Annotated in this window: 26 protein-coding genes and 1 riboswitch; of the genes, 17 read left to right on the top strand and 9 right to left on the bottom strand. The window is 71.9% G+C overall.

Annotated elements, in window-relative coordinates:
* Positions 1-29: 29 nt before the first annotated feature.
* Positions 30-2,435 (bottom strand): glycogen debranching protein GlgX, encoded by a 2,406-nt coding sequence (glgX, locus tag AS857_RS30370; protein WP_079110733.1) that lies wholly within the window; start codon positions 2,433-2,435, stop codon positions 30-32.
* Between the two features lie 474 nt (positions 2,436-2,909).
* Here glgX and AS857_RS30375 point away from each other — a divergent pair, with 474 nt between their 5' ends.
* The 4 genes from AS857_RS30375 (at position 2,910) to AS857_RS30390 (ending at position 6,387) form a co-directional block, all read left to right on the top strand.
* Complete coding sequence (locus AS857_RS30375) at positions 2,910-4,082, top strand: L,D-transpeptidase (protein WP_079110878.1); 1,173 nt, start codon at positions 2,910-2,912, stop codon at positions 4,080-4,082.
* 118 nt (positions 4,083-4,200) lie between these two features.
* Positions 4,201-4,968 (top strand): enoyl-CoA hydratase/isomerase family protein, encoded by a 768-nt coding sequence (locus AS857_RS30380; RefSeq protein ID WP_058046369.1) that lies wholly within the window; start codon positions 4,201-4,203, stop codon positions 4,966-4,968.
* Between the two features lie 209 nt (positions 4,969-5,177).
* The gene (locus AS857_RS30385; protein WP_420823997.1) at positions 5,178-5,786 is read left to right on the top strand and encodes an ATP-binding protein; all 609 of its coding nucleotides are present in this window, start codon (positions 5,178-5,180) and stop codon (positions 5,784-5,786) included.
* Between the two features lie 385 nt (positions 5,787-6,171).
* Positions 6,172-6,387 (top strand): EF-hand domain-containing protein, encoded by a 216-nt coding sequence (locus tag AS857_RS30390; RefSeq protein ID WP_058046371.1) that lies wholly within the window; start codon positions 6,172-6,174, stop codon positions 6,385-6,387.
* A 61-nt stretch (positions 6,388-6,448) separates the two neighbouring features.
* Here the strand turns inward: AS857_RS30390 and AS857_RS30395 are convergent, their stop codons facing one another.
* The gene (locus AS857_RS30395) at positions 6,449-6,760 is read right to left on the bottom strand and encodes a hypothetical protein (RefSeq protein ID WP_058047169.1); all 312 of its coding nucleotides are present in this window, start codon (positions 6,758-6,760) and stop codon (positions 6,449-6,451) included.
* 77 nt (positions 6,761-6,837) lie between these two features.
* Between AS857_RS30395 and cutA the strand changes: the two genes are divergently transcribed.
* Entirely contained in the window at positions 6,838-7,173 is a 336-nt protein-coding gene (gene cutA / locus AS857_RS30400) for a divalent-cation tolerance protein CutA (RefSeq protein WP_058046372.1), read from the top strand.
* Here the strand turns inward: cutA and AS857_RS30405 are convergent.
* The gene (locus AS857_RS30405) at positions 7,160-7,717 is read right to left on the bottom strand and encodes an RICIN domain-containing protein (protein ID WP_058046373.1); all 558 of its coding nucleotides are present in this window, start codon (positions 7,715-7,717) and stop codon (positions 7,160-7,162) included. The two genes, cutA and AS857_RS30405, sit on opposite strands and share 14 nt — an antisense overlap.
* A gap of 174 nt (positions 7,718-7,891) precedes the next feature.
* Here AS857_RS30405 and AS857_RS30410 point away from each other — a divergent pair, with 174 nt between their 5' ends.
* Positions 7,892-8,749: an SCO4651 family lipoprotein gene (locus tag AS857_RS30410; protein ID WP_058046374.1), complete on the top strand. Its 858-nt coding sequence runs from the start codon at positions 7,892-7,894 to the stop codon at positions 8,747-8,749.
* A 91-nt stretch (positions 8,750-8,840) separates the two neighbouring features.
* Here AS857_RS30410 and AS857_RS30415 read toward each other — a convergent pair whose 3' ends face one another.
* The 4 genes from AS857_RS30415 to gcvT form a co-directional block, all read right to left on the bottom strand.
* Positions 8,841-10,223, bottom strand: a complete 1,383-nt coding sequence (locus AS857_RS30415; RefSeq protein ID WP_058046375.1) for an L-serine ammonia-lyase — start codon at positions 10,221-10,223, stop codon at positions 8,841-8,843.
* A 152-nt stretch (positions 10,224-10,375) separates the two neighbouring features.
* On the bottom strand, positions 10,376-11,638 hold the full coding sequence (glyA, locus tag AS857_RS30420) for a serine hydroxymethyltransferase (protein WP_058046376.1): 1,263 nt from the start codon (positions 11,636-11,638) through the stop codon (positions 10,376-10,378).
* A gap of 45 nt (positions 11,639-11,683) precedes the next feature.
* On the bottom strand, positions 11,684-12,064 hold the full coding sequence (gene gcvH / locus AS857_RS30425) for a glycine cleavage system protein GcvH (protein WP_058046377.1): 381 nt from the start codon (positions 12,062-12,064) through the stop codon (positions 11,684-11,686).
* 100 nt (positions 12,065-12,164) lie between these two features.
* Positions 12,165-13,280, bottom strand: coding sequence for a glycine cleavage system aminomethyltransferase GcvT (gene gcvT / locus AS857_RS30430; RefSeq protein ID WP_058046378.1), 1,116 nt, complete (start codon positions 13,278-13,280; stop codon positions 12,165-12,167).
* Between the two features lie 149 nt (positions 13,281-13,429).
* Positions 13,430-13,537, bottom strand: a riboswitch (glycine riboswitch).
* Between the two features lie 165 nt (positions 13,538-13,702).
* Between gcvT and AS857_RS30435 the strand changes: the two genes are divergently transcribed.
* Complete coding sequence (locus AS857_RS30435; RefSeq protein WP_058046379.1) at positions 13,703-14,398, top strand: AAA family ATPase; 696 nt, start codon at positions 13,703-13,705, stop codon at positions 14,396-14,398.
* Positions 14,399-14,416: 18 nt separating this feature from the next.
* Here AS857_RS30435 and AS857_RS30440 read toward each other — a convergent pair whose 3' ends face one another.
* Entirely contained in the window at positions 14,417-14,965 is a 549-nt protein-coding gene (locus AS857_RS30440) for a hypothetical protein (RefSeq protein WP_058046380.1), read from the bottom strand.
* Between the two features lie 289 nt (positions 14,966-15,254).
* Here AS857_RS30440 and AS857_RS30445 point away from each other — a divergent pair, with 289 nt between their 5' ends.
* The 9 genes from AS857_RS30445 (at position 15,255) to AS857_RS30485 (ending at position 25,024) form a co-directional block, all read left to right on the top strand.
* Positions 15,255-16,052, top strand: coding sequence for an enhanced serine sensitivity protein SseB (locus AS857_RS30445; protein ID WP_058046381.1), 798 nt, complete (start codon positions 15,255-15,257; stop codon positions 16,050-16,052).
* Positions 16,053-16,194: 142 nt separating this feature from the next.
* Entirely contained in the window at positions 16,195-16,962 is a 768-nt protein-coding gene (locus AS857_RS30450) for an enhanced serine sensitivity protein SseB C-terminal domain-containing protein (RefSeq protein WP_058047170.1), read from the top strand.
* 280 nt (positions 16,963-17,242) lie between these two features.
* Entirely contained in the window at positions 17,243-18,241 is a 999-nt protein-coding gene (locus tag AS857_RS30455) for an ABC transporter permease (protein ID WP_058046382.1), read from the top strand.
* A 133-nt stretch (positions 18,242-18,374) separates the two neighbouring features.
* Positions 18,375-20,147, top strand: coding sequence for an ABC transporter substrate-binding protein (locus AS857_RS30460; protein WP_058046383.1), 1,773 nt, complete (start codon positions 18,375-18,377; stop codon positions 20,145-20,147).
* A gap of 128 nt (positions 20,148-20,275) precedes the next feature.
* Positions 20,276-21,274, top strand: coding sequence for an ABC transporter permease (locus AS857_RS30465; RefSeq protein ID WP_058046384.1), 999 nt, complete (start codon positions 20,276-20,278; stop codon positions 21,272-21,274).
* Positions 21,271-22,371 carry an ABC transporter ATP-binding protein gene (locus AS857_RS30470; protein WP_058046385.1) on the top strand — a complete coding sequence of 367 codons (1,101 nt, stop codon included), beginning with the start codon at positions 21,271-21,273 and terminating at the stop codon, positions 22,369-22,371. Before AS857_RS30465 ends, AS857_RS30470 begins: the two co-directional genes overlap by 4 nt.
* A gap of 11 nt (positions 22,372-22,382) precedes the next feature.
* On the top strand, positions 22,383-23,414 hold the full coding sequence (locus AS857_RS30475) for an ABC transporter ATP-binding protein (protein ID WP_058047171.1): 1,032 nt from the start codon (positions 22,383-22,385) through the stop codon (positions 23,412-23,414).
* A 38-nt stretch (positions 23,415-23,452) separates the two neighbouring features.
* Complete coding sequence (locus AS857_RS30480) at positions 23,453-24,112, top strand: trimeric intracellular cation channel family protein (RefSeq protein WP_058046386.1); 660 nt, start codon at positions 23,453-23,455, stop codon at positions 24,110-24,112.
* Positions 24,113-24,190: 78 nt separating this feature from the next.
* Positions 24,191-25,024 (top strand): thioesterase family protein, encoded by an 834-nt coding sequence (locus AS857_RS30485; RefSeq protein ID WP_058046387.1) that lies wholly within the window; start codon positions 24,191-24,193, stop codon positions 25,022-25,024.
* A 35-nt stretch (positions 25,025-25,059) separates the two neighbouring features.
* On the opposite strand, the gene AS857_RS30490 is transcribed toward AS857_RS30485, so the two are convergent.
* Positions 25,060-25,650, bottom strand: a complete 591-nt coding sequence (locus AS857_RS30490) for a TIGR03086 family metal-binding protein (RefSeq protein WP_058046388.1) — start codon at positions 25,648-25,650, stop codon at positions 25,060-25,062.
* Positions 25,651-25,756: 106 nt separating this feature from the next.
* Here AS857_RS30490 and AS857_RS30495 point away from each other — a divergent pair, with 106 nt between their 5' ends.
* Positions 25,757-26,800: a helix-turn-helix transcriptional regulator gene (locus AS857_RS30495; RefSeq protein WP_058046389.1), complete on the top strand. Its 1,044-nt coding sequence runs from the start codon at positions 25,757-25,759 to the stop codon at positions 26,798-26,800.
* Positions 26,801-26,813: the final 13 nt, after the last annotated feature.

The following is a 26,813-nucleotide window of genomic DNA, read 5'->3' on the forward strand; positions in this document are numbered from 1 at the left end:
CCGAGAGTACGGTTCACCACTGACACCGCTCACTCGGTTTTTGCGCCCAGAACCTTACGGGGCTGCGGAATTGGAGCCTCCGTTCCTGCTTCCGCCCGCTCCCTCGTCACCCGCCACAGGAGCACCGAGCGCGCTCCCACCGTGATGCGCGCGCCCGCCGCCCGGCGCTCGCCCGGCGCCGCCCCCTGCTCCTCCCGCGCGGTGTCCACGAGCAGTTCGTAGCCGTCCGCCCACGGCGGGCCCGGCAGGGTGAATCCCGCGTCGGCCGGGCCCGCGTGCAGCACGGCCAGGAAGCTGTCGTCCGTGACCGGCTCGCCCTGCTGCCCGCGCTGGGGGATGTCCCGGCCCGAGAGGTACATGCCGAGCGTGGCCGCCGGCGCGTACCAGTCGGCCTGCGTCATCTCCGTGCCCCCGGCCGTGAACCAGGCCAGGTCCCGCAGCCCGTCCGCGCTCTGCGGGCGGCCCGAGAAGAAGGAGCGGCTGCGCAGGACGGGGTGGGCACGGCGCAGCGCGAGGAGCCGGCAGCACAGGTCCGCGAGGGCGCGCCAGCCCGGCTCCTCCAGCAGCGACCAGTCGGTCCAGCTGGTCTCGTTGTCCTGGCAGTAGGCGTTGTTGTTGCCGCCCTGGGTGCGGCCCATCTCGTCACCCGCGACGAGCATCGGCACGCCCGTCGACAGCAGCAGGGTGGTCAGCAGGTTGCGCAGCTGGCGCCGCCGCAGGGCCCGCACCGCGGGGTCGTCCGTGGGGCCCTCCGCGCCGCAGTTCCACGACCGGTTGCCGTCGGTGCCGTCGCGGTTGCCCTCGCCGTTGGCCTCGTTGTGCTTGTGCTCGTAGCTGACCAGGTCGCGCAGGGTGAAGCCGTCGTGGGCCGTGACGAAGTTGACGGAGGCGTAGGGGCGGCGGCCGCCCCAGGCGTAGAGGTCGCTGGAGCCCGAGAGCCGGTAGCCGAGGTCGCGCACGTCGGGCAGGGCGCCGCGCCAGAAGTCCCGGACGGCGTCGCGGTAGCGGTCGTTCCACTCCGTCCACAGCGGCGGGAAGGAGCCGACCTGGTAGCCGCCCGAGCCCACGTCCCACGGCTCGGCGATGAGCTTGACGCGGCGCAGCACGGGGTCCTGGGCGATGACGGCGAGGAACGGCGAGAGCATGTCGACGTCGTGCATGGAGCGGGCGAGCGCCGCCGCCAGGTCGAAGCGGAAGCCGTCGACGCCCATCTCCGTCACCCAGTACCGCAGGGAGTCGGTGATCAGCCGCAGGACGTTCGGCTGGACGACGTGCAGGGTGTTGCCGCAGCCGGTGTAGTCGGCGTAGCGGCGCTGGTCGCCCTGGAGCCGGTAGTAGCGGCGGTTGTCGATGCCCTTCAGGGACAGCGTGGGGCCCAGCTCGCCGCCCTCGGCGGTGTGGTTGTAGACCACGTCGAGGATGACCTCCAGGCCGGCCGCGTGCAGGGCGCGCACCATGCGCTTGAACTCGCCCACCTGCCGGCCGTCGGTCCCGGACGCCGCGTAGGCGGCGTGCGGGGCGAAGTAGCCGATGGAGTTGTAGCCCCAGTAGTTGCGCAGCCCCCGCCGCAGCAGGTGGTCCTCGTGCGCGAACTGGTGCACCGGGAGCAGCTCCACGGCCGTCACCCCGAGCCGCACCAGGTGCTCGACGGCCGCGGGGTGCGCGAGCCCGGCGTACGTGCCGCGCAGCTCCTCGGGGACGCCCGGGTGGCGCTTGGTGAAGCCGCGCACGTGCAGCTCGTAGATGACGGAGTCGGGCCAGGGCGTCTTGGGCCGGTGGTCGTCCGCCCAGTCGTCGCCGTCCGCGACGACCACGCCCTTGGGGACGTACGGGGCCGAGTCGCGCTCGTCGCGGACGGTGTCGGCGACGTGCTGCTGGGGCCAGTCCCGCACGTGCCCGTACACCTCGGGCGGCAGGGAGAAGTCGCCGTCCACGGCGCGGGCGTAGGGGTCCAGCAGGAGCTTGGCGGGGTTCCAGCGGGCGCCCGTCCAGGGGTCCCAGCGGCCGTGGACGCGGTAGCCGTAGCGGCGGCCGGGCAGCACCCCGGGCACGAAGCCGTGCCATATCTCGTGCGTCAGCTCGGTGAGGGGCAGCCGCGTCTCGCCCTGCGGCGGGCCGTCCGGGCCGCCGTCCCCTCCGCCGTCGAACAGGCACAGCTCGACGGCTTCCGCCCCGCCGGCCCACAGGGCGAAGTTCGTCCCCGCCGTGCCGTCGGCGGCGGTCCTGAAGCGGGCGCCGAGCGGCTCGGGGCTGCCGGGCCACACCGTGGCGCCGGGCAGCGGCCGCAGGGCCGGGTCCGGGCGGGGGCGTCCGTTGACGGCGGCGCCCGGGGCCCCCGCGGGCCGTCCGGCCGTGCGGTCGTCCTCGGGGTGCCGGGTCCGGCGGCCGCCGAACTCGTCCCCCCGCTCCGCCTCTTGCTCGGGTGCGCTCGACACGTCTTCGCCTCCGGCGGCTCGCGGGCAGCGCGCCGGGCGCCCGGCGTCCCGTGCCGGGCGGCGGCGGTTCCGTCCTTGCCCCCAGTTCTGCCCAGAACCACGCGTGCGCTCACACGGGTGATCGGGCGCCGGGCCGGGCGGCACAGGGGTCTGCCCGCCTGCGGGCAGCGGCCCGCCCCCGGGCCGGAGCACGCGGGTGGCCGGATTATGATGCTCACCTTCAGCCACGGGGATCACCCTCGCCGCATGTCTCGTACCACCGTTCCCATTTGGGACCGAACGGTGACATTCCACGGGACGGCGGCGCAGGAGCCCCTGTGGTTATCTATCGCCAGCGCGTGAGCCGCGCTTTCGGGGGCGCCGCGTGGCCGCGGGCCGTGCGAGGGGAGAACACCGATTTTGAACGTGCAGCTGATACCGAGAGGGCGCGCAGCCCGGCGCAGGGGTCTGTTCGCGCTGCTCCTCGGCGCGCTGATGCTGCTGGTCACGGCCTGTGGCGGCGGTGACGACGACGGGAAGAAGAGCGGCGCCAAGAAGGTTCCGGACGGCCCGTCGGAAGCCGTCGTCTCCATCGCGCCGGAGGACGGCGCGAAGGACGTCGCGACGGCCGGTGCGCTCAAGGTCACCGCCCAGAAGGGCAAGCTGACCTCCGTCAAGGTCGCCGACGCCAAGGGCCGTACGGTCGAGGGCAGGATCACCGACGACGGTGCGGCCTGGGAGCCCACCGCCCACCTCGGTGCGTCCGGCAAGTACACGGTCGACGCCCTGGCCAAGGACGACGACGGCCGCCCGTCGGCCAAGCACGCGTCGTTCACGACGCTCACCCCGCAGAACACCTTCGTCGGCTACTTCACGCCGGAGGACGGCAGCACGGTCGGCGTGGGCATGCCCGTATCGGTCACTTTCAGCCGCGGCATCACCGACCCCAAGGCCGTCGAGCGCGCCATCAAGGTGAAGACCGAGCCGGCCGTCGAGGTCAAGGGCCACTGGTTCGGCAACGACCGCATCGACTTCCGGCCCGAGCAGTACTGGAAGGCCGGCACCAAGGTGACGGTCGACCTGAACCTCGACGGCGTCCAGGGCCGCCAGGGCGTGTACGGCTCGCAGTCCAAGACCGTGAAGTTCACGGTCGGCCGCAGCCAGGTCAGCACGGTCGACGCCAAGTCCCACCAGATGACGGTCGAGCGGGACGGCAAGGTCGTCAGGACCATCCCGATATCCGCCGGCGCCCCCGCCAACCCCACGTACAACGGCCAGATGGTCATCAGCGAGAAGCACGAGGTGACGCGCATGAACGGCGCCACCGTGGGCTTCACCAAGGGCGACGGCAAGGGCGAGTACGACATCCCGGACGTGCCGCACGCGATGCGCCTGTCCACCTCCGGCACCTTCCTGCACGGCAACTACTGGTCCGGCTCCTCGACCTTCGGCGCGGAGAACGCGAGCCACGGCTGCGTGGGCCTGGAGGACCAGCGCGGCGGCGGCGACCCGAACACGCCGGCGGCCTGGTTCTACAAGAACTCCCTCATCGGTGACGTCGTGGTCGTCAAGAACTCCGACGACAAGACGATCAAGCCGGACAACGGGCTCAACGGCTGGAACATGCCGTGGTCCGAGTGGGGCAAGAGCACCCCCCAGGCCGGCTGACGGCCCCTCGCACACGCCCTGCGGCCCGGAACACTCGCGACCGAGTGTTCCGGGCCGCCCGGCGTTCGGGGCCCGATCGGGGGGAGCCGTCGAACCCCCGTGTCACTAACCTGGTGCCATGACTGTGCATCTTGAGGTTGCCGAGGGCGTCGGAACCATCCGCCTGGACCGTCCGCCGATGAACGCGCTCGACATCGCCGCCCAGGACCGGATCCGCGAGCTCGCCGAGGAGGCGACGCGCCGCGAGGACGTGCGGGCCGTCGTGCTGTGGGGCGGGGAGAAGGTGTTCGCCGCAGGGGCGGACATCAAGGAGATGCAGAAGATGGACCACGCCGCGATGGTGGCGCGCTCCCGCGGCCTGCAGGACTCCTTCACCGCCGTCGCCCGCATCCCCAAGCCCGTCGTCGCCGCCGTCACCGGCTACGCCCTCGGCGGCGGCTGCGAGCTGGCGCTCTGCGCCGACTTCCGCATCGCCGCCGACAACGCCAAGCTCGGCCAGCCCGAGATCCTGCTCGGCCTGATCCCCGGCGCGGGCGGCACCCAGCGCCTGGCGCGGCTGATCGGCCCGTCCAAGGCCAAGGACCTCATCTTCACCGGCCGTATGGTCAAGGCCGACGAGGCGCTCGCGCTCGGCCTGGTCGACCGTGTCGCGCCCGCCGCCGAGGTGTACGAGCAGGCGCACGCGTGGGCGGCCCGGCTCGCCGCGGGCCCCGCGCTCGCGCTGCGCGCCGCGAAGGAGTCCGTGGACGCCGGTCTGGAGACCGACATCGACACCGGCCTCGCCATCGAACGGAACTGGTTTGCGGGCCTGTTCGCGACCGAGGACCGGGAGATCGGCATGCGCAGCTTCGTCGAGGACGGGCCGGGCAAGGCCAAGTTCGTCTGACGTGCGGCCGGTTGGCGGCGGTCCCGGAGCGGGCCGCCGCCGCCCTCCGGCGTTGACGCACGGTCGTGCCGGCGTCCACCCCGGGGTGCCTCTTGTGGGGGAATCACGCGCAGTACGCGACCGCGTGGAACCGCCGTTCCGGCCGTTTCGGGCGATCTTTCCGGCCCCTCTGGTCGCCGCAGGTCAGTCTGGGTTTCCGGGCCGATTTCCTGCCCTTGGCATATGTCGTCGCAGGGGCTCGGAGGGGGTCGTTCCGGTCAGGTGAATCCCTACGTTCCAGCCCCGGCCGTGCTTGCGGCGGCCATGATGGGGGCATGGCGGGCCTGGAAGGAACGGAGCAGCCACGGCAGCGAGCCGGCACGGCCGCTGTGCGCTGGTCGCCGACCGTGGAGGATGAGCTGGCGCTCAAAGCGCTCGATCTGTTCGGCAACCCCACACAGGGCGAGGTGCGCCTGCCCTCCCGCCCCGAGTCGGCCGTCGCGGCCCGCCGGCTGACCCAGTCGGTGGTCCTGCGCCAGTGGGGCCTCTCGGGCCAACTCACCGAGCACGCCGTCCTGCTGGTCTCCGAGCTCGTCGGCAACGCCGTCCGCCACACCGGCGCGCGCTACTTCGGCCTGCGGATGCTGCGCCGGCGGGGCTGGCTCCGCATAGAGGTCCGCGACCCCTCGCGGGGGCTGCCCTGCCTGATGCCCGTGCACGAGCTCGACGTCACGGGCCGGGGGCTCTTTCTCGTCGACAAGCTCTCGGACCGCTGGGGGGTGGACCTGCTGGCGCGCGGCAAGACCACCTGGTTCGAGATGCGGGTCGCCGACCGCTGAGGCACGGCACGGCCTGGACACAACGAAGAGGCCCCCATCCGTCGGCATGCGACGGGCCGGGGGCCTCTTCGGGCGCCGCGGAGAATGGGGTGTGTTCCGCGGCGGATGACGACCTGGCTCGGGTCAATGAGGGTCGTGGCTTCCGACTATGGCAGACGGGGTGCGTTCCAGCCAAAACGGCTATTTGTTCAATTCGGGCAAGGCTGCCTATTTCTCTCCGCAATCAAAGGTGAGGTGGGCCACGTGCCTTGAATTCTTCGAATGGATCAGCGGAAGCACTTATTTTTATGCGGAATTACACAGAGTGAGATCTGGCCGTGATCAGCCTGATCGAAAGGGCGGCTAATCTGTGCCGGTCATACCAGCACACCAAGGGGAGGCTCACATGGCTGACATGGAGAGCGCACGCGAGACGTTCGCCAAGTTCGACATCGACGGGGACGGCTTCATCACGGCCGCCGAGTACAAGAAGGCCATGGCGCAGCTCGGCGACCACTTCGTCACCGAGACCGTCGCCCAGTCGATCATCGACTCCAAGGACGGCAACGGCGACCGCCTGCTGTCCTTCGAGGAGTTCTGGAACTCCGTCAACAAGGGCTGACCCGCACGGAACGGCCGACCCTCGTGGAAGGCCGGCCCGGGCCGCGCCGTCGCGGCCCGGGTCAGCGCCAGCCGCGCCGCTGCGCCCCGGCCCGGCGCCGCCGGTCGTTGCACAGCAGGCACCGGCCCCAGCCCGGCGGCAGGGGATCGGTCTTGTCCCCGTACAGCGGGTCCACGGGGCCCTTCGGGTGCTCCGAGCAGCCCGTGGCCGCCAGGCCGCCGCCCAGGGCGTTCGCCGCGGTCAGCGCTCTGCGCAGGGCGTCCACCAGCTGCTCGGCCTCATGGGGCGCGGGTGCGGCGGCGTCGAGGGAGAAGGCGATGTCCGAGGCGGTGGTGAGCGCGCTCTGGAGTTCGCGCAGGTCTGCGTAACTCATGTCCGTGAGCGTAACGGCCGCCACTGACAACCCCGTCCCGCCGCCCGTCGCACAAGGCCCTGCGGTACGGTCGCGCCATGCCGGAGGCCCAGTACATCGCCGTGATGACGACGACCGACAGCGAGGAGCGTGCCAGGCACCTCGCCACCACCGCCGTCGAGGCGCGGCTCGCCGCCTGCGCCCAGATCGACGGCCCCGTCACCAGCGTCTACCGGTGGCAGGACGAGGTGCACAGCGACACCGAGTGGCGCGTCCTCTACAAGACCGCAGCGGACCGCTACGGCGAGCTGGAGGCCCACATCAAGGGCGCGCACACCTACGGGAACCCGGAGATCGTCGCCACCCCCGTCGCCGCGGGCAGCGACGCGTACCTCGCCTGGCTCCGGACGGAGACGCGCGTCAGCCGCGGCTGAGGACCCAGCTCCGCTCGGCGCCCGCCGAGCCCGTGTCGCGGACCGTCCGCACCCCCTCGCCCGTCGCGTCGCGCGACGAGCCGGTGCGGTGCGTGGCCTGCTCCCAGATGCGGCCGTCCGCCTCCGCGACGACCTTCTGCCGCCCGCCCGAGCCGACCGGCTCGGTGCGGAAGCGCTGCCCGGCCGCGTCCGCGTCGCACGGCACGGTGACGAGCAGCGCGCCCTGTCTGCCGATGCAGCGGTAGGGCTGCGCCTGTGAGGAGAACTGGTGCGTGGCCGAGCTGTAGACCCAGGTCTGGGCGGCCCGCCCGGACTCCCGGCACGGCTGCAGCGCCACCAGCCAGGGGCGCAGCGTGCCGCGCGGGTCGCGGTAGCCCGATCCTTCGACGGTCAGGCAGCCGCCGTGCACGCCGTTGTGGATGCGCACGGCGCCGGCGGGCGCCGCAGGCGTGGTCCCGGCGTCGGCGCCGGCCAGGGGAGCCGTGACGCCGAGGGCGGCGACGGCGCCGAGGATCGCTGCGGTGGCGCGGAGGGAATGGCGCATGGCGAGAGCTCCTCGATCAAGGGGTGGTAATGGAACGAGGGCGTTGACATTACTGACGGCAGTGATCCGCTGACACGCTGTTTCCGGCCATGGTCATTTCCACTCGCACGCCATGATCAGCCGGGATATCCTCACCGAAACTTTATGAAGTACGGACAAAGGACAGTAAGGCACTTGAAGGCGATACGTAAGAGCGTCGTGGCCGTCACGGGGGTCGCTCTCGCTCTGAGCCTGGCGGCGTGCGGCGGCTCCGGCGGCGGCAAGGACGAGCCCTCGGGCTCCGGCGGCGGGAAGAGTGACAACGGCGCAGACAAGGCGCTCAAGGCCGCGGAGCCGGCCGGCACGCTCAAGGCGGCCGCGGCCAAGGGGGCGCGGGAGAACACGTACCGCACCAAGGGGACGCGCAAGGACAAGGACGGCGAGTACGTCACCGAGGGCGCCTTCCAGGCGAAGCCCCACGCGTCCGTGATGAAGGACGTGGGCCCGAAGACGGCCGAGTACCCGGACGGCGTCAACCACGTCATCACCGTGAACGACAAGATGTACTTCAACGGGGAGAAGATCGCCGGCAAGAAGTGGTGGACGTTCAGCGTCGAGGGCGTCGACAAGAGCAAGGATCCGTCGTCGGAGCTCTTCGTCCGGATGACGTCGGCCCTCGCCACGTCCAAGGACGTGAAGAACGCGGGCGTCGAGACGGTCGGCGGCCGCCGCGCGGCCCGCTTCCAGGGCACGGTCGTCGTGTCCGAGCTCGCCGCCTACAAGGGCGACGCGATCACGGACAAGGACCGCGACTTCGTCGTGAACGGCTACAAGAGCGACGGCGTGCAGCAGGTCGAGCTCGTCGTCTGGGTGGACGGGGACGGCGTGGTCGTGAAGACCGAGGAGTCGGGCAAGGGCTCCAAGGGCGAGTTCCGCCGGACCGACGAGTACCGCGACTGGGGCGCGGACCTGGGCATCAAGCCCCCTCCGGCCGCCGAGACGGCGACCGAGAAGGAGGTCCTGGAGCACGAGATGAAGAAGCAGCAGAAGTAGCTGAAGTAGCTTCCCGCACGCGAGAGGCGCCCCCGCCCGGCATCGGCCGGGCAGGGGCGCCTCTCGCGCAGTGGTGCGGCTCAGCGGCGCGTCAGCACTCGATGATGTTCACGGCCAGACCGCCGCGCGCCGTCTCCTTGTACTTCACGCTCATGTCCGCGCCCGTCTCCTTCATGGTCTTGATGACCTTGTCGAGGGAGACGTGGTGCCGGCCGTCGCCGCGCAGGGCCATGCGGGCCGCGGTGACCGCCTTGGCGGCGGCCATGCCGTTGCGCTCGATGCACGGGATCTGGACCAGGCCGCCGACCGGGTCGCAGGTCAGGCCGAGGTTGTGCTCCATGCCGATCTCGGCGGCGTTCTCCACCTGCTCGGCGGAGCCGCCCAGGACCTCGGCGAGGCCGCCGGAGGCCATGGAGCAGGCGGAGCCGACCTCGCCCTGGCAGCCGACCTCGGCGCCGGAGATCGAGGCGTTCTCCTTGAAGAGCAGGCCGATGGCGCCCGCGGCGAGCAGGAAGCGGACGATGCCGTCCTCGTCCGCGCCGGGCACGAAGTTCATGTAGTAGTGCAGGACGGCCGGGATGATGCCGGCGGCGCCGTTGGTCGGCGCGGTCACGACGCGGCCGCCCGCGGCGTTCTCCTCGTTGACGGCCATGGCGTAGATCGTGATCCACTCCATGGCGCGGGCCTGCGGGTCGCCCTCGGCGCGCAGCTGGCGGGCGGTGTTCGCGGCGCGGCGGCGGACCTTCAGGCCGCCCGGCAGGATGCCCTCGCGCGACATGCCGCGCGCGACGCACGCCTGCATCACGCCCCAGATCTCCAGCAGGCCCTCGCGGATCTCCTGCTCGGTGCGCCAGGCCTTCTCGTTCTCCATCATCATCGCGGAGATCGACAGGCCCGACTCGCGGGACATCCGCAGCAGCTCGTCGCCGGTGCGGAAGGGGTACTTCAGGACGGTGTCGTCCAGCTTGATGCGGTCCTCGCCGACCGCGTCCTCGTCCACGACGAAACCGCCGCCGACGGAGTAGTAGGTCTTCTCCAGCAGGGGGGCGCCGGCCTCGTCGTAGGCGAAGAGGGTCATGCCGTTGGCGTGGTACGGCAGGGAGCGGCGGCGGTGCAGGATCAGCTGGGTCGACTCGTCGAAGTCGATCTCGTGGGTGCTGCCGATCTCCGCGCCGAGCAGCCGCAGCCGCTTCGACTCGCGGATGCGCTCGACCTCGGCGTCGGCGAGCTCGACGTCGACGGTGCGCGGGGAGTAGCCCTCCAGGCCGAGCAGGACGGCCTTGGGGGTGCCGTGGCCGTGGCCGGTGGCGCCGAGCGAGCCGAAGAGCTCGGCCCGGACGGAGGTGGTGTGGGCCAGGAGGCCCTCGTTCTTCAGCCGTCGCGTGAACATCAGCGCGGCCCGCATGGGACCCACCGTGTGGGAGCTGGACGGGCCTATGCCGATCGAGAAGAGATCGAAAACGGAGATGGCCACGGTGGCTGCTCCCTGTCTGCTTGGAGGTGGTACGGGTCGTGCTGGGGGGCGCCCACGGTGGTACGGGGGCGGCGCGTGGTGCGGGGCACCGGGCGCTCACTCTTCAGTGTGCCCGGTGCCCCGTACCGATGCGTAAATCGGATGCCGATGTGTTACTTCAGGCCGGGGTACAGCGGGTGCTTGTCCGCCAGGGCCGTGACGCGGCCGCGCAGGGCCTCCGCGTCGTAGACCGGCTTCAGCGCCTCGGCGATGATGTCGGCGACCTCACGGAAGTCCTCCGCCTGGAAGCCGCGGGTGGCCAGCGCCGGGGTGCCGATCCGCAGACCCGAGGTGACCATCGGCGGCCGCGGGTCGTTCGGGATGGCGTTCCGGTTGACCGTGATCCCGACCTCGTGGAGGCGGTCCTCGGCCTGCTGGCCGTCCAGCTCGGAGTTGCGCAGGTCCACCAGCACCAGGTGCACGTCCGTACCGCCGGAGAGGACGGACACGCCCACCTCGGCGACGTCCGGCTGCACCAGGCGCTCGGCCAGGATCTTCGCGCCCTCCAGCGTACGCTGCTGGCGCTCCTTGAACTCCTCGCTGGCCGCGACCTTGAAGGAGACGGCCTTCGCAGCGATCACGTGCTCCAGCGGGCCACCCTGCTGACCGGGGAAGACAGCGGAGTTGATCTTCTTGGCCAGCTCGGCAGTGGAGAGGATCACACCGCCGCGGGGACCGCCGAGGGTCTTGTGCGTGGTGGTCGTCACGACGTGCGCGTGCGGCACCGGCGAGGGGTGCAGCCCGGCGGCGACGAGGCCCGCGAAGTGGGCCATGTCGACCATCAGGTACGCGCCGACCTCGTCGGCGATCCGGCGGAAGGCGGCGAAGTCCAGCTGGCGCGGGTACGCGGACCAGCCGGCGACGATCAGCTTCGGGCGGTGCTCCTTGGCGAGGCGCTCGACCTCCTCCATGTCGACCAGGTTGGTCTTCTCGTCGACGTGGTAGGCGACCACGTTGTAGAGCTTGCCGGAGAAGTTGATCTTCATGCCGTGGGTCAGGTGCCCGCCGTGCGCGAGGTTCAGACCCAGGATGGTGTCGCCCGGCTTGAGCAGCGCGAACATCGCGGCGGCGTTGGCCTGCGCACCGGAGTGCGGCTGGACGTTCGCGTGCTCGGCACCGAAGAGCGCCTTGATCCGGTCGATGGCGATCTGTTCGACGACATCGACGTGCTCGCAGCCACCGTAGTAGCGGCGGCCGGGGTAGCCCTCGGCGTACTTGTTGGTGAGGACCGAGCCCTGGGCCTCCATGACCGCGACCGGAGCGAAGTTCTCCGACGCGATCATCTCGAGGGTGGACTGCTGGCGGTGGAGTTCGGCGTCGACAGCGGCGGCGACGTCGGGGTCGAGCTCATGGAGGGAGCTGTTCAGCAGAGACATGAGTTCTTCCTGGACTTCCTGGGCGAGGGAGGGCGAGGGGTGGGGTCAGCCTGCGGTGAAGCCGTCGTACTCGGCGGCGGAGAGGAGGTCCGCCGGCTCGTCCGTGATCTTCACCTTGAACAGCCAGCCGCCCTCGAAGGGGGCGGAGTTCACCAGCGAGGGGTCGTTCGCGACGTCCTGGTTGGCCTCGGTGACCTCGCCGGTCACCGGGGAGTACAGGTCGCTGACCGACTTGGTCGACTCCAGCTCGCCGCAGGTCTCGCCCGCGGTGACGGTGTCACCGACGGCCGGGAGCTGGGCGTAGACGACGTCACCGAGCGCATTGGCGGCGAACTCGGTGATGCCGACCGTGGCCACGCCGTCCGCGTCGACGGCCGACAGCCACTCGTGCTCCTTGCTGTAGCGCAGCTGCTGGGGGTTGCTCATGGCTAGATTCTCCTGGATGCGCGTGAGTGCTTGTGCAACGGGTCTTGACAGAGGGAGACGAGAGAGGGCAGGGGAGCCCCCGGGCGAGCCACGGGGAAGATCAACGCTGCCGCTTGTAGAAGGGCAGGGCCACGACCTCGTACGGCTCGTGGCTGCCGCGGATGTCCACGCCCACGCCCTGCGTGCCGGGGGCGGCGTGCGCCGCGTCCACGTAGGCGATGGCGATCGGCTTGCCGAGCGTGGGGGAGGGGGCGCCGGAGGTGACCTCGCCGACGACCTCGCCGCCGGCCACCACCGAGAAGCCGGCACGCGGCACGCGGCGGCCCTCGGCGACCAGGCCGACCAGCTTGCGCGGCGGCTGCGCCTCGGCGCGCTCCGCGGCCGCCTGCAGCGCGGCGCGGCCCACGAAGTCGCCTTCCTTCTCGAACTTCACGACCCGGCCCAGGCCCGCGTCGAACGGGGTGGTCGCGGTCGTCAGCTCGTGCCCGTACAGCGGCATGCCCGCCTCCAGGCGCAGCGTGTCGCGGCAGGAGAGCCCGCACGGCACGAGGCCGGCGTCCGCGCCCGCCTCGGTGAGGGCCTGCCACAGCTTCACGGCGTCGCCCGGCGCGACGAACAGCTCGAAGCCGTCCTCGCCGGTGTAGCCGGTGCGGGCGATCAGCGCGGGCACGCCCGCGACGGTGCCCGGCAGGCCCGCGTAGTACTTCAGGCCGTCCAGGTCGGCGTCCGTCAGGGACTTCAGGATGGCGGGCGAGGCCGGGCCCTGGACGGCGAGGAGGGCGTAGGCGTCGCGGTCGTCGCGGACGGCCGCGTCGAAGCCGGCGGCGCGCTCGGTCAGCGCGTCCAGCACCGTCTGCGCGTTGGAGGCGTTGGCGACGACCATGTACTCGGCGTCGGCGAGGCGGTAGACGATCAGGTCGTCGAGGATGCCGCCGTCCTCCCGGCAGATCATCGTGTAGCGGGCGCGGCCGACGGCGACGCTCCCTATGTTGCCCACGAGGGCGAAGTCCAGCAGGGCGGCGGCCTGCGGGCCGGTCACGGTGATCTCACCCATGTGCGAGAGGTCGAACAGACCGGCGCGGGTGCGGACCGCGACGTGCTCGTCGCGCTCGCTGCCGTAGCGCAGCGGCATGTCCCAGCCGGCGAAGTCGGTCATGGTCGCGCCGAGCTCGCGGTGCAGGGCGTCGAGGGCTGTGCGGCGAGGGGTGTCGGTCATGGTGTGGGCTCCCGGACATGGCAGTGAGGACGTCCTCCCCATCTGTCATCGGAACCTGAGAGGTTCACCGGAAGCCGCCGCGACACGCGGGGGTCCGGCTTGCACCTTGGGTGGAGCCGCGCACGGTGCGGCCCGCTTTTCAGATCTGCCTCGTCCGCGCGGTACGGGGCCTGAGAGATTCAAGGGAGGAACTTGCTCCTTCGGCGCCCAGCGCACACGGCGTAGCGTGCAGCCTGGGACTCTCCCGCGCGGATTCGAGCGGCCGGTATGCAGTTGGATACGCAGTTGGCGCGCACATCATTGCACGTACGGACGCGTTACGGACTGCCTGGCGGCCCCCGAATTCGATTACCTTTCCTTTACGTTCTGTGGGTAGGGGGCAGTGACGGGCAGTGACCGGGGCCGGGGGAGGGGCGGAGCGGATGGGAACAGCACCGACGGCAGGGAGGACCGGGCCGGCGCGGGCGCACGGCGCGGCCGCGGCGGAGAGCGGCGCGGCGCGGCCCCGGAGGGAGGTGTGCGACCTGCGCTCCGGAGCGGGCCGCGGAGAGCTCCGCTTCCCCGCAGGGGACGTGCTGATCGTCTCCGGGCTGCCCGGCAGCGGGAAGTCCACGCTCATCCGGCGGGCCGTGTCCGTGCTGGACGCGCAGGACGGCATCGTCTGGTGCGTCGACTCCCAGGACACCCGGGAGCGGCTGGAGCGGCACGCACCCCGCTGGCTGCCGTACGCGGCCTACCGGCCCTTCGCCCGGCTCGCGCACTACGCGGCGCTGTGGCGCGCCCTGCGCTCCACCGCGAGCGCCGTCGTGCACGACTGCGGGCAGCGCGGCTGGGTCCGCCGCTGGGTCGCGCGTGACGCACGGCGCCGGGGCGGCGCGGCCCACCTGCTCCTCCTCGACGTGCCGCCGGGCACCGCACTGGCCGGGCAGGCGGCGCGGGGCCGCGGCGTCTCGCCGTACGCCTTCCGCCGGCACCGGAAGGCGATGGCCCGGCTGCTCGCGGCGGTGTCGGAGCCGCCGGTCCCGGACCGCCCGGGTCACCTGCCGGCAGGGGTCGCCTCGGTGGTCCTCCTGGACCGCGGGGCGGTGGACGCGCTGCGGAGGATCACCTTCGAGTAGGCGCGTGCGCGGCGCCGCCTACAGCGGCAGCGGTGCCGGCAGTGTCGAGCCGTCTCCCGCCAGGGGGAGTTTCGCCAGGAGGTCCTTCACGACGGCGAGGGCCTCCGTGATCGCCGACTGGACGCCTTCCGAGTCCTTCTTCGCCGCCGCGTCGATCAGCTTCTCGATCGCCTTGTGCAGCTTCTTCAGCAGGTCGTGGACGTCGTCCGGCGGGGCCGCCGCCGGACGCCCCGAGGAGGGCGGGGACTGCCGCAGGGAGTCCGTGAGCCGGTCCGCCGACGACCGCAGCCGCTGCTGCATCTCCTTGAGCGCGCCGGTGTCCGGCGTCCTGGACTGCGCCTCCTTGCCGATCCGGGAGACCAGCGTGAGCGCCTCCCCCAGCTGTCCCACCGCGTCGAGCTGCTGGTGGACGGCGGCCGCGGACTTCGGTTCGGTGGCCGGGAGCACGACGGACATGTCGGGGTCCGGTGCGTTCACGGCGGCCAGGGAGGGGCCCGCGACGCCGACGGCCACGGAGCCGCAGGCGGCGACGGCTATCGCCGAGGCGGCGAACTTGTTGACACGCATGCTGGAGGTTCCCTTCGGTGCGAGGAACCGGCGGGCCGGCGGGGCCGGCGCAGCCGGTGGCGCTGCAGGGCAGCTGCCCGATCACCGTCCGGCCTGCGGTGCCCCTGTGCAACCGGGTGGCTGCGGCCAGTGCCGTGACGGGAGGGGATGAACGCCCGTACGGCCCGCCCTGACCTGGGACATCACCGGCGATTTCGGCCACCGGCAGGAGCCCGCGGGGGTACAGCCGTTAGGGTGCATGTGCGGCTACGTCGAGAGTGGTTGGGCGGCATTGGACGAGTTGGACGAGATGAGCATCCCCGGGCAGTACGGCTGGAGTCCGGCCACCGGCGGCGGCGCGCCCGCGGCCGCCCCGCCCGGCTGGCCCGCCAATGAACTCGAAGAGGTGCTCGCCGCCTCCGTGGGCGTGCCCGGCACGGGCGCCCGCATCGTGGAGGCGCTCGGCCGCAGCCACGTCTGGGTTCCGCTTCCGTCCGGCGGCGGTCCGGACAGCGCCGACCTCGACCTGCCCACGCTGGAGCTCGGCGGCCAGGCCTTCGTGCCCGTCTTCAGCTCCGAGGGGGAGTTCCTGAGGGTCGCGGGCGAGCGGATGCCCTACGCCGTCGCCCCGGCCGTCGAGTTCGCCCGCGGCCTGCCCCCGCAGGTGGGCATCGTCGTCAACCCCGAGGGCTCCGTGGGCGCGCCGCTGCCGCCGCCCGCCGTCGCCGAGCTGTGCCGGGCCGGCCGCACCGTCCTGGACGGCGACGCCACCGGCGGCCGCGTGCGGCTCTTCGAGCCCGACTGGCAGGACGAGCCCACGGCCTTCCTGGCGGCCGCCGGGCCGGAGTTCGCCGCCGCCGGGGTCGTCCGCACGGCGCGGCGCGCCCTCGCGAGCGTCGAGGGTGCCGATCCGGCCCTGTTCATCGGCGTCGAGCTCGACCTGCCGGACCCCGACAGCCGGTCCGCCGCGCTGGCCGCCGTCGGCCGCGCGCTCGGCTCCGTGCCCGTTCCCTGGCCCGTCCAGCTGGTCTTCCTGGACGTGGCGCGGGACCCGGTCGGCGACTGGATGCGGGACCGGATCCGTCCGTTCTACGACCGCGACCTGTGACTCCTCCCCTGTCCGCCCCGGCGGGCTCGTAAGCTGGTCGGACGACCACGGGTGCGCGACGGCGCTCCCGGGTCGCAGCAGTCAAGGCCGAGAGAAGAGGCGGACCCAGGTGAGCGCGGGCGCGGAGAGCGGCGTGGAGCAGATGCTGCGCCAGGTGGCGCCCGGACGGTACGACGCGTACGAGGAGCTGCTGCGTTCGCTGGCCGAGGGCCGGGTCTGGATGCTGCTCTGGCACGGCCAGGCGGGCTCGCCCGACGCCCAGTACGGCAACATGGAGGTCGAAGGGCTCGGCTACGCGCCGTGCGTGACCTCCGCGCAGGAGCTCGCGGCCAGCGGCTGGAACCGGGCCCACGAGGTGATCTCCGGCCGGGACGTGGCCGAGGCCCTCTACCCCGGCCGCTGGGGCCTGTGGCTCAATCCGCACGCGCCCGGCGGCGGCGTGGGCATCCCCTGGCTCGACCTGCGCCGCATCGCCGGCGGCCTGGACCGGCTGCCGGCCGGCCCGCTGCGGGTGAGCGAGCCCGGCGTGGACATCCCGCAGTTCTACGCCCTCCTCGGGCAGAACGCCCACCGCACCCCCGCGGTGCGCTCGCTGCGCCGCGCCTGGGTGCAGCCCGCGCTCGGCACCGCGTACCTGGCCATCGGCCTGGACCTCTACGACAGCTCGCAGGGGTCCGTGGAGTCCGTGCGGCTGATGATGCAGCAGTCGATCGGCGCGGTCCCGGAGGGGCTGCCCGTCTCCACGGTGGCGATGTCGGACGAGCACGACCCGGTCGCCATGTGGATGCGGGCCAACGCCCGGCCGTTCTACGACCGCGACGCCTACGGCGGCGCGGCGGCGGGCGGCTCGCAGGCCGCGCCGACGGGCTACGGATACCCTCCGCAGCCCCCTCAGGCCGGCGTCTACTGACCGCCGACGGGCCGCAGTTGTCCGTATAACGGAACTCCTCTCCACACATCACGGTTGCGCATCCTTTGCCGACCGGGTCTGGCGGGTGATCGCGGGGGCGTTGAAGACTCCCGCCACAAGGACTCCCGGTCCTGCGTACGGTCCCGCGTACGTCCTGTGCACGGCCTGCTCTGCGTGAACTTCCCGCACCATCGCACCTTTCGCACCAGTGATGTGAACCAGCCGCATGCGCGGCGGGCGTTGGGCCGGTCGGCACCGGCCGAGAGGGGTCCCTCAGACGATGACGGCACCACTGCACGACACGGGCGCGGCGGAGACCGCAGCCGTCGACGTCGCCGCCGGCGTCCCGGCCAAGGCCATCGAGGGCCGTTCCCCCTGGCGGATCGCCTGGATCAGGCTCAAGCGGGACAAGTTCGCGCTGGCCGGCGGTGTCGTCGTCCTGCTGCTCATCCTGGTGGCAGTCCTCGCGCCGGTGATCGTGAGCCTGCTGGGCCATCCGCCCAACGAATTCCACGAGGACCAGATCGACCCGCTGTTCAGCACCCCCAAGGGGGACTGGGGCGGCATCAGTTCGGACTTCCTGCTGGGCGTCGAACCGACGAACGGGCGCGACGTCTTCAGCCGCATCGTCTACGGGGCCCGGGTCTCGCTGCTCGTGGCCTTCCTCTCGGCCGTCGTCGCCGTCGTCATCGGCACGGTGTTCGGCATCGTCGCCGGCTTCTTCGGCGGCTGGGTCGACGCGGTGATCAGCCGGGTGATGGACCTGCTGCTGGCCTTCCCGCAGCTGCTCTTCATCATCGCGCTGGTGTCGGTGGTCCCCGACTCCCTCTGGGGGCTGACCGGTTCCGGCGTGCGCATGGGCGTGCTGATCGCGGTGATCGGCTTCTTCGGCTGGCCCTACATCGGGCGGATCGTGCGCGGCCAGACCCTCTCGCTGAGGGAACGGGAGTACGTCGAGGCGGCGCGCAGCCTCGGCGCGGGCCGCGGCTACATCCTCTTCCGCGAGCTGCTGCCCAACCTGGTGGCTCCGATCACCGTGTACACCACGCTGATGATCCCCACCAACGTCCTCACCGAGGCCGCCCTCAGCTTCCTCGGTACCGGAGTCAAGCCCCCCACGGCATCGTGGGGCGAAATGCTCGCCAGAGCCGTCGACCACTACGAGGCGGACCCGATCTTCATGATCATCCCGGGCCTCGCCATCTTCGTCACCGTCCTCGCCTTCAACCTCTTCGGTGACGGCGTACGGGACGCGCTGGATCCCAAGGGTTCGCGCTAGCGCCCGGCCTCCGGCGGCTCCGCTCCGCCGGCTCGCACGTGTCCCACCGCCCCTGTCGGTCCGTCAGGAGGCTCTGTCCGCAAACCCGCCGCCCGCTTCCCCGGACGGCGACGAACACGGAGGTCGCGACACCTTGAGAACACAGAGAAATTCGAGGCGGAGGCCGGCCGCCGGGGCGGCCCTCGTGGTCGCGGCCCTGGTCACCACCGCCGCCTGTGGCGGCGGCGGGAGCAAGAGCAGCAGCGGGGACGGCAAGGGCGCGGGCTTCAACGCCGGCGTCGGCAAGCTCGCCGCGGCCTCAGACAAGAAGGGCGGGGAGCTCAAGTTCATCGGCACGCAGGACGCCGACTCCTGGGACCCGCAGCGCGGTTACTACGGATTCGTGTGGGACTTCGCCCGCTACTACACGCGGACCCTGGTCACCTCGAAGCCCGCGCCCGGTGCCCAGAGCTCCGAGGTCGTGCCGGACATGGCCACCGACACCGGCAAGGTCTCGGACGACAAGAAGACCTACACCTTCACCCTCAGGCCGGGCCTGACCTGGGAGGACGGCCAGCCGGTCACCGCCCAGCACATCAAGTACGGCATCGAGCGCACCTGGGCCACCGACAAGATCTCCGGCGGGCCCACCTGGCTGATGCAGGTCCTGGACCCGGAGAAGACCTACAAGGGCCCGTACAAGGACGAGAGCAAGGACAAGCTGGGTCTGAAGGCGATCGAGACGCCGGACGAGAAGACGATCGTCTTCAAGCTGCCCAAGCCCAACGGCGACTTCCTGCAGATGCTCGCGCTGCCCGCCGCGGCCCCGGTCCGCCCCGACAAGGACACCGCCGAGCGCTACGGCCAGAAGCCGTTCTCCAGCGGGCCGTACAAGTTCGTCTCGTACAGCCCGAACAAGGGGCTGGAACTGGTCCGCAACGACAAGTGGAACAGGGACTCCGACCCGGTCCGCAAGGCCCTGCCGGACAAGATCTCCGTCACGCTGATCACCAACGCCGACGACATGGACAACCGGCTCCTCAAGGGCGACTACGACCTCGACATCAACGCCACCGGCATGGGCTCGGCGGGCCGGCAGAAGGCCCTCAAGGAGCGCAAGGGCAACGTCGACAACCCGCAGACCGGCTTCATCCGCTACGCGGCGTTCCCCAAGACCGTCGCCCCGTTCGACAACGAGCACTGCCGCAAGGCCGTCATCTACGGCGCCGACCACACCTCGCTGCAGACCGCGCGCGGCGGCCCCCAGGCGGGCGGCGACATCGGCATCAGCATGCTGCCGCCGGCCGTCAAGGGCCACGACGCCGGCTACGACCCGTACAACATGAAGCAGGGCAAGCCCGACGTGGCCAAGGCCAAGGAGGAGCTGAAGGCCTGCGGCAAGCCGGACGGCTTCAGGACGACCATCGCGGTGCGCAACAACAAGATGCAGGAGGTCGCCTCCGCGGAGTCGCTGCAGGCGTCCCTGAAGGCCATCGGCATCGATGCGCAGATCGACAAGTACGACGGCGCGCAGAGCACCGGCATCATCGGTTCGCCCAAGAACGTCAAGGCCAAGGGCTACGGCATCATCATCATGGGCTGGGGCTCGGACTTCCCCAGCGGCCAGGGCTTCCTGCAGCCGATCGTGGACGGCCGCTTCATCCAGCAGAGCGGCAACCAGAACTACCCCGAGCTCGACGACCCGGCGGTCAACAAGCTCCTGGACGACGGCATCGCCGAGACCGACCCCGAGAAGGCCGGGAAGGTCTACCAGGAGGCCAACAAGAAGGTCATGGAAGGCGCCTGGTACCTGCCCTTCACCTACGAGAAGAACATCATCTGGCGCAGCTCCCGGCTGACCAACGTCTACACAGCCGACGCCTACAACGGCCGCTACGACTACGCCTCGCTGGGCGTCGTCAAGTGACAGTCCGTCCGCTCCGCCGGCGCACCCGCCGCTAGGCACGAAGGGCAGGTGAGGGCCGAGCGCGACGACCGGGGACGCCCCCCTCTTCCCCAGGGGGGCGCCTCCGGGCCGCCGCCGGGCCGACCGCAGTGTTCGCTTATATCGTCAGGCGGCTCTTCGCCGTCATCGTGATGCTGCTCGTGGTCATCCTGGTGACCTTCGGCATCTTCTTCGCGATCCCGAAGTTCACCGGTTCCGACCCCGCGCTGATGTACGTCGGCAAACAGGCGGACCCGGAGGCCATCGAGGGCATCCGGCAGAAGCTGGGGCTCGGGAAGCCGATCCTCGAACAGTTCTGGAACTTCGTCACCGGGCTCTTCGCCGGCCGGGACTACGTCAGCACGGGCGACTCCATCCACTGCCCGGCGCCCTGCTTCGGCTACTCGTTCCGCCACGAGAGCCCCATCTGGCCCGAGCTGACCAGCCGGCTGCCCGTCACCCTCTCGCTCGCCGGCGGCGCCTGCCTGCTGTGGGTCACCGGCGGCGTCCTGACCGGCGTCGTCTCCGCCCTCAAGCGCGGCACCGTCTGGGACCGCACCGCCATGACCGTGGCCCTGAGCGGCGTCTCCCTGCCGATCTACTTCACGGCCCTGCTCTCGCTCGCGGTCTTCAAGTACAAGCTCGGCTGGGTCGGGGGCGAGTACACCTCGTTCGCGGACGACCCCGGCGGCTGGTTCGGCGGCCTGATCCTGCCCTGGGTGACCCTCGCCTTCCTCTACGCGGCCATGTACGCCCGGCTGACCCGGGCCACCATGCTGGAGGTCCTCGGCGAGGACTACATCCGCACGGCCCGCGCCAAGGGCCTCGCCGAACCCGTCGTCATCGGCAAGCACGCGATGCGCTCCACCATGACCCCGATCCTCACCGTGCTCGGCATGGACCTCGGGGCGCTGGTCGGCGGCGCCATCCTCACCGAGACGGCCTTCAGCCTGCCCGGCCTGGGCCAGGCCGCGGTCGCGGCGATCAACGAGCGCGACCTGCCGATGATCCTCGGCGTCACGCTGATCACCGCCTCCGCCGTCGTCTTCGCCAACCTGGTCGTGGACCTCCTGTACGCCGTGATCGACCCCCGAGTGAGGCTCTCGTGACCACCGACCCCGCCCCGCACCCGGGGCAGCCGCCCGCCGCCTTCCTCGACGTGCGCGACCTGCGCATCCACTTCCCCACCGACGACGGGCTGGTCAAGTCCGTCGACGGGCTCTCCTTCCAGCTGGAGAAGGGCAGGACGCTCGGCATCGTCGGGGAGTCCGGGTCGGGCAAGTCGGTCACCTCGCTCGGCATCATGGGCCTGCACACCGTCGGCCAGTACGGCCGCGGCAAGGCCCGCATCTCCGGCGAGGTCTGGCTCGACGGCAAGGAGCTGATGACCGCCGACCCCGACGAGGTGCGGCGGCTGCGCGGCCGCGAGATGGCGATGATCTTCCAGGACCCGCTGTCGGCCATGCACCCGTACTTCACGATCGGCCACCAGATCACCGAGGCGTACCTGGTGCACAACGCCGGCGCGGACAAGAAGGCCGCCCGCAAGCGCGCCGTCGAGCTCCTGGACCGGGTCGGCATCCCGCAGCCGGACCGCAGGGTGGACGACTACCCCCACCAGTTCTCCGGCGGCATGCGCCAGCGCGCCATGATCGCCATGGCGCTCGTCAACAACCCCGAGCTCCTCATCGCGGACGAGCCGACCACCGCCCTGGACGTGACCGTGCAGGCGCAGATCCTCGACCTCATCCGCGACCTGCAGAAGGAGTTCGGCTCGGCGGTCATCGTCATCACCCACGACCTCGGCGTCGTCGCCGAGCTGGCCGACGACATCCTCGTGATGTACGGCGGCCGCTGCGTGGAGCGCGGGCCCGCCGAGAAGGTCTTCTACGAGCCCCAGCACCCCTACACCTGGGGCCTGCTCGGCTCCATGCCCCGCATCGACCGAGAGCAGACCGAGCGGCTGATCCCGGTCAAGGGCTCCCCGCCCAGCCTGATCAACGTGCCGTCCGGCTGCGCCTTCAACCCGCGCTGCCCGTACGCCGACGTGCCCGCCGGCGGGGTCACCCGCACGGAGCGGCCCGAGCTGCGCCCGGTGTCCGGCGGCGCCGCCGCCCCGGGGAGCGGCGGGCACTGGTCCGCCTGTCACCTGCCCGCGGAGGAACGGACCCGCATCTGGACCGAAGAGATCGCGCCGAAGCTGTGAAGGACCACGAGATGACCATTCCCGCGCAGCAGGCGAACGACGGGCCCGCGGCCCTCCTCACGGTCGAGGGCCTGGTCAAGCACTTCCCGATCACCAAGGGGCTGCTGCGCCGCCAGGTCGGCGCGGTGCAGGCCGTGGACGGCCTCACCTTCGACGTCCGCACGGGGGAGACCCTGGGCGTGGTGGGGGAGTCCGGCTGCGGCAAGTCCACCATGGGGCGGCTGATCACCCGGCTGCTGGAGCCGACGGGCGGCCGGGTCGCGTTCCAGGGCAAGGACATCAGCCACCTGAGCGTGGCGGGCATGCGCCCGCTGCGCCGCGACATCCAGATGATCTTCCAGGACCCGTACTCCTCGCTGAACCCCCGGCACACCGTCGGCACCATCGTCGGCGCGCCGTTCAAGCTGCAGGGCATCGCCCCCGAGGGCGGGGTGAAGAAGGAGGTGCAGCGGCTGCTGGAGCTGGTGGGGCTCAACCCGGAGCACTACAACCGCTACCCGCACGAGTTCTCCGGCGGCCAGCGGCAGCGCATCGGCATCGCGCGCGCCCTCGCGCTCAAGCCGAAGCTCGTCGTCGCGGACGAGCCGGTGTCCGCGCTGGACGTGTCGATCCAGGCTCAGGTGGTCAATCTGCTCGACGACCTCCAGGACGAGCTCGGCCTGACGTACGTGATCATCGCGCACGACCTGTCGGTCATCCGCCACGTCTCGGACCGCATCGCCGTGATGTACCTCGGCAAGCTCGTGGAGCTCACCGACCGCACGTCGCTCTACACCAAGCCGATGCACCCGTACACCAAGGCGCTGCTGTCCGCCGTGCCCGTGCCCGACCCCAAGCGGCGCACCAAGCGCGAGCGCATCCTGCTCAAGGGCGACGTGCCCTCGCCGATCTCGCCGCCGTCCGGGTGCCGCTTCCACACCCGGTGCTGGAAGGCGACGGAGGTCTGCGCGGCGCAGGAGCCGCCGATGGTGGCGCTGGAGCCGGGGCACCAGGTGGCCTGCCACCACCCGGAGAACGCGCCGGAGGGGGCCCCGGCGGGCTGAGGGTCCGGAAGGGGCTTCCGGCTGAGTAAGAATGTCTGGTGCTCACCGACCTGTTCAGCCCCTCCGTCCAGCATTCGCTGGACATCGCCGGGATCTTCGTCTTCGCGATCTCCGGTGCCCTGCTCGCCGTCCGGAAGAACTTCGACGTCTTCGGCATGGCGGTCCTGGCGGAGGTCACGGCGCTGGGCGGCGGGCTGATCCGGGACGTGATCATCGGTGCCGTGCCGCCCGCGGCCTTCACCGACCTCGGCTACTTCCTCACGCCGCTGATCGCCACGGTGATCGTGTTCTTCCTGCACCCGGAGGTCGAGCGGATCACCAAGGCGGTGGGGGTCTTCGACGCCGCGGGGCTCGGGCTGTTCTGCGTCACGGGCACGGTCAAGGCGTACGGGCACGGGCTGGGCCTGGTCTTCGCCGCCACGCTCGGGCTGGCCACGGCGGTCGGCGGCGGCGTGCTGCGCGACATACTCGCGCACGAGGTGCCGTCGCTGCTGCGCTGGGACCGCGACCTGTACGCGGTGCCGGCGATGGTCGGGGCCGCGCTGGCCGCGCTGCTGCTCCGCTTCGAGGCGCTCGACGGCGCGACGTACGCGCTGCCCGTGGTGACCGCGTTCGTGCTGCGGCTGTTCGCGATGCACTTCCACTGGCGGGCGCCGCGCGCGTGGCACCGCCGGAGCGCGGCTTCGGAAGAGGTGTGACGGCGCGGTGTCACCCGGGTCGTTGACCCTTCACCTAGAGCCTACCGATGGGTAACTTCCGGGTGTAGCGTGACCGGCATGGCACAGGCAACCATCGGTGACAGCGAATTCGACCGCGACAGCGCACTGACCCCCCGCGCCCCCGGCGTCCACGACGTGGAACTTCCCGCCGGGTGGAGCATCGGCGGCGCCGTCAACGGCGGCTACCTCCTCGCCCTCCTCGGCCGGGGCCTCGGCGCGCACCTGCCCCACCCCGACCCGTTCACCGTCACCGCGCACTACCTGTCCGTCACCCGGCCCGGCCCCGCGGTCATCCGCACCGAGACCGTGCGCACCGGCCGCGCGCTCTCCACCGGCCAGGCCTCCCTCGTGCAGACCGCCGCCGACGGCACCGAGACCGAGCGCATCCGCGTCCTCGCCACCTACGGCGACCTCGGCGCCCTCAGCGACGACGTCCGCACCACGGCCAAGCCGCCCGCCATGCCCCCGTACGAGCACTGCCTCGGCAAGGAGCACGGCGACGCCTCCCACCCCCTCGCCGAGATCGCCGCCCGCCTCGACATCCGCCTCGACCCCGCGACCGCGGGCTGGGCGGTCGGGCAGCCCGGCGGGAGCGGCGAGATGCGCGCCTGGTTCGGCCTGGCGGACGGCCGCCCCCTCGACCCGCTGGCACTGCTGCTCGCGGTCGACGCACTCCCCCCGACCACCTTCGAGCTGGGCCTGACCGGCTGGGTGCCCACCGTCGAGCTGACCGCCCACATCCGCTGCCGGCCCGCCCCCGGCCCCGTCCGCATCGCCGTCACCACGCGCAACCTGGCGGGCGGCTACCTGGAGGAGGACGCGGAGGTCTGGGACAGCGAGGACCGGCTCGTCGCACAGTCCCGGCAGCTGGCGGTGGCCCCACGGCACTGACGGGCCGGAGCCCGCCCCGTGCCACAGGCACGGGGCTACGCCACCTCCCGCCCCAGCCACGCCGCCAGCCGCGCGTACGCGTCCGCGCCCTCGGGCGCGGGCCGCACCGGACCGAACGGGACCTCCCCGCCCCGCCGGTCCGCCGGCAGGAACTGCTGCGCCCAGCCCAGCGCCGGTTCGGCCAGCTCCTGGTCCAGCGGGAGCGGGTGCCCCAGCGCCTGCGACAGGTCCCAGGCGTGCGTGACGCTCTCCAGCACCATGCCGGACGTCAGGTACACGGCCCCGGGGAACGTCCCCCACTCCACGCTCACCTGCCGCGCCAGCTTGGCGTCGTCCGCCCAGGCCGCCGCCAGCCGCGCCCGCCCCTCGTCGTAGGCCCGGCCCCAGGCGTCGTCCGCGACGTCCGTGGGCGGCTTGCTCCACTCCACCGTGCCCTTCTCGCCCAGCTGCGCGCCGTCGTGCACGCCGGCCACGAGGTGGCCCAGCAGGGCCCGCACGTCGAACTCCGCGCACGGGGTCGGGTCGCCGAGCCGCTCCGCGGGCACGGCGGCGACGAGGGCCGCCACCTGGGCGACGGCGCGGTCCATCAGGGGGCGGGGGTCGGTGAGGGCGGCCGTGCCGGTCATGTGCGACTCCAGGAGATCCGTCGGTTCGGGAACACGCAGAGCATCCCGCCATAACCTGACAACCGTCGTCAGGTTTTCCTACGGACCCCGGGGCATCCTTGATCCCGTGAAATCCGACCGCCTGCTGTCGATCCTGCTGTTCCTCCAGACCCGCGGCCGCGTGCCCGCCCGCGAACTGGCCGACCGGCTCGAGGTGTCCGTCCGCACCGTCTACCGCGACGTCGAATCCCTGTCGGCCGCAGGCGTGCCCGTCTACGCCGAGCGCGGCCGCCACGGCGGCATCGCGCTGCTCCCCGGCTACCGGACGGACGTCACGGGCCTCACCGCCGACGAGGCCCGCGCCCTGTTCGTCCTCGCGACCGGCAGCACGCACGCCGACCTCGGCCTCGACGGCGCCCTCGGCTCCGCCCTGCACAAGGTCATGGCCGCCCTGCCCGCCCCGCACCGCCCCGCCGCCGAGGCCACCAGCCGCCGCATCCTCGTCGACCCCGTGCGCTGGCTGAACGGCCCCGGGGGAGGCCACGAGGGTGCCGACGTCGGCGAGCTGCAGGCCGCCGTCTTCACCGACCGGCGGCTGCGCCTGCGCTACCGCCACGGAGGACAGGAACAGCCCCGCACGTACACCGTCGACCCCTACGGCCTCGTCGCCAAGGCCGGCGTCTGGTACCTCGTCGCCGACCGGCGGGCCCGGCCCCGGCTCTTCCGCGCCGACCGCATGACCGCCGTGACCGTCACCGCGGACGCGGTGCGCCGCCGCGCGGGCGTGGAGCTCGCCGACGCGTGGGAGGTGCTGCGGCGCGGGGTCGAAGAGCGCCCGGCGGACCTCCGGGTGACCGCCACGGTGCGGCGCTCGCGGCTCGACATGTTCCTGCGCATCCTCGGCCCCCTCCTGGCCGTCCCGCCCTCCGCGGACGACCCCGCCGTCGTCGAACTCCGCCTGCCCGAACTCCGCGCCGCCCGCTCCCTGCTCTCCTTCGGCCCCGACGTCGAGGTCCTCTCCCCGGAGGAGGTCCGGGCGGACCTCGCGCGGGTCGCGGCGGCGACGGCCGAGCTGTACGGGGGCGGGCCGCGGCGCCCTGACGGCGCCCCACGGGCAGGCGGCGGCCCGGGGGCCGGAACGCCCGGTACGGCGCCCGGCCGCGCCTCGTAGAATCGTCCCCACC

It is taken from the genome of Streptomyces roseifaciens, assembly GCF_001445655.1.
GTDB classification, from domain to species: Bacteria; Actinomycetota; Actinomycetes; order Streptomycetales; family Streptomycetaceae; genus Streptomyces; species Streptomyces aureoversilis.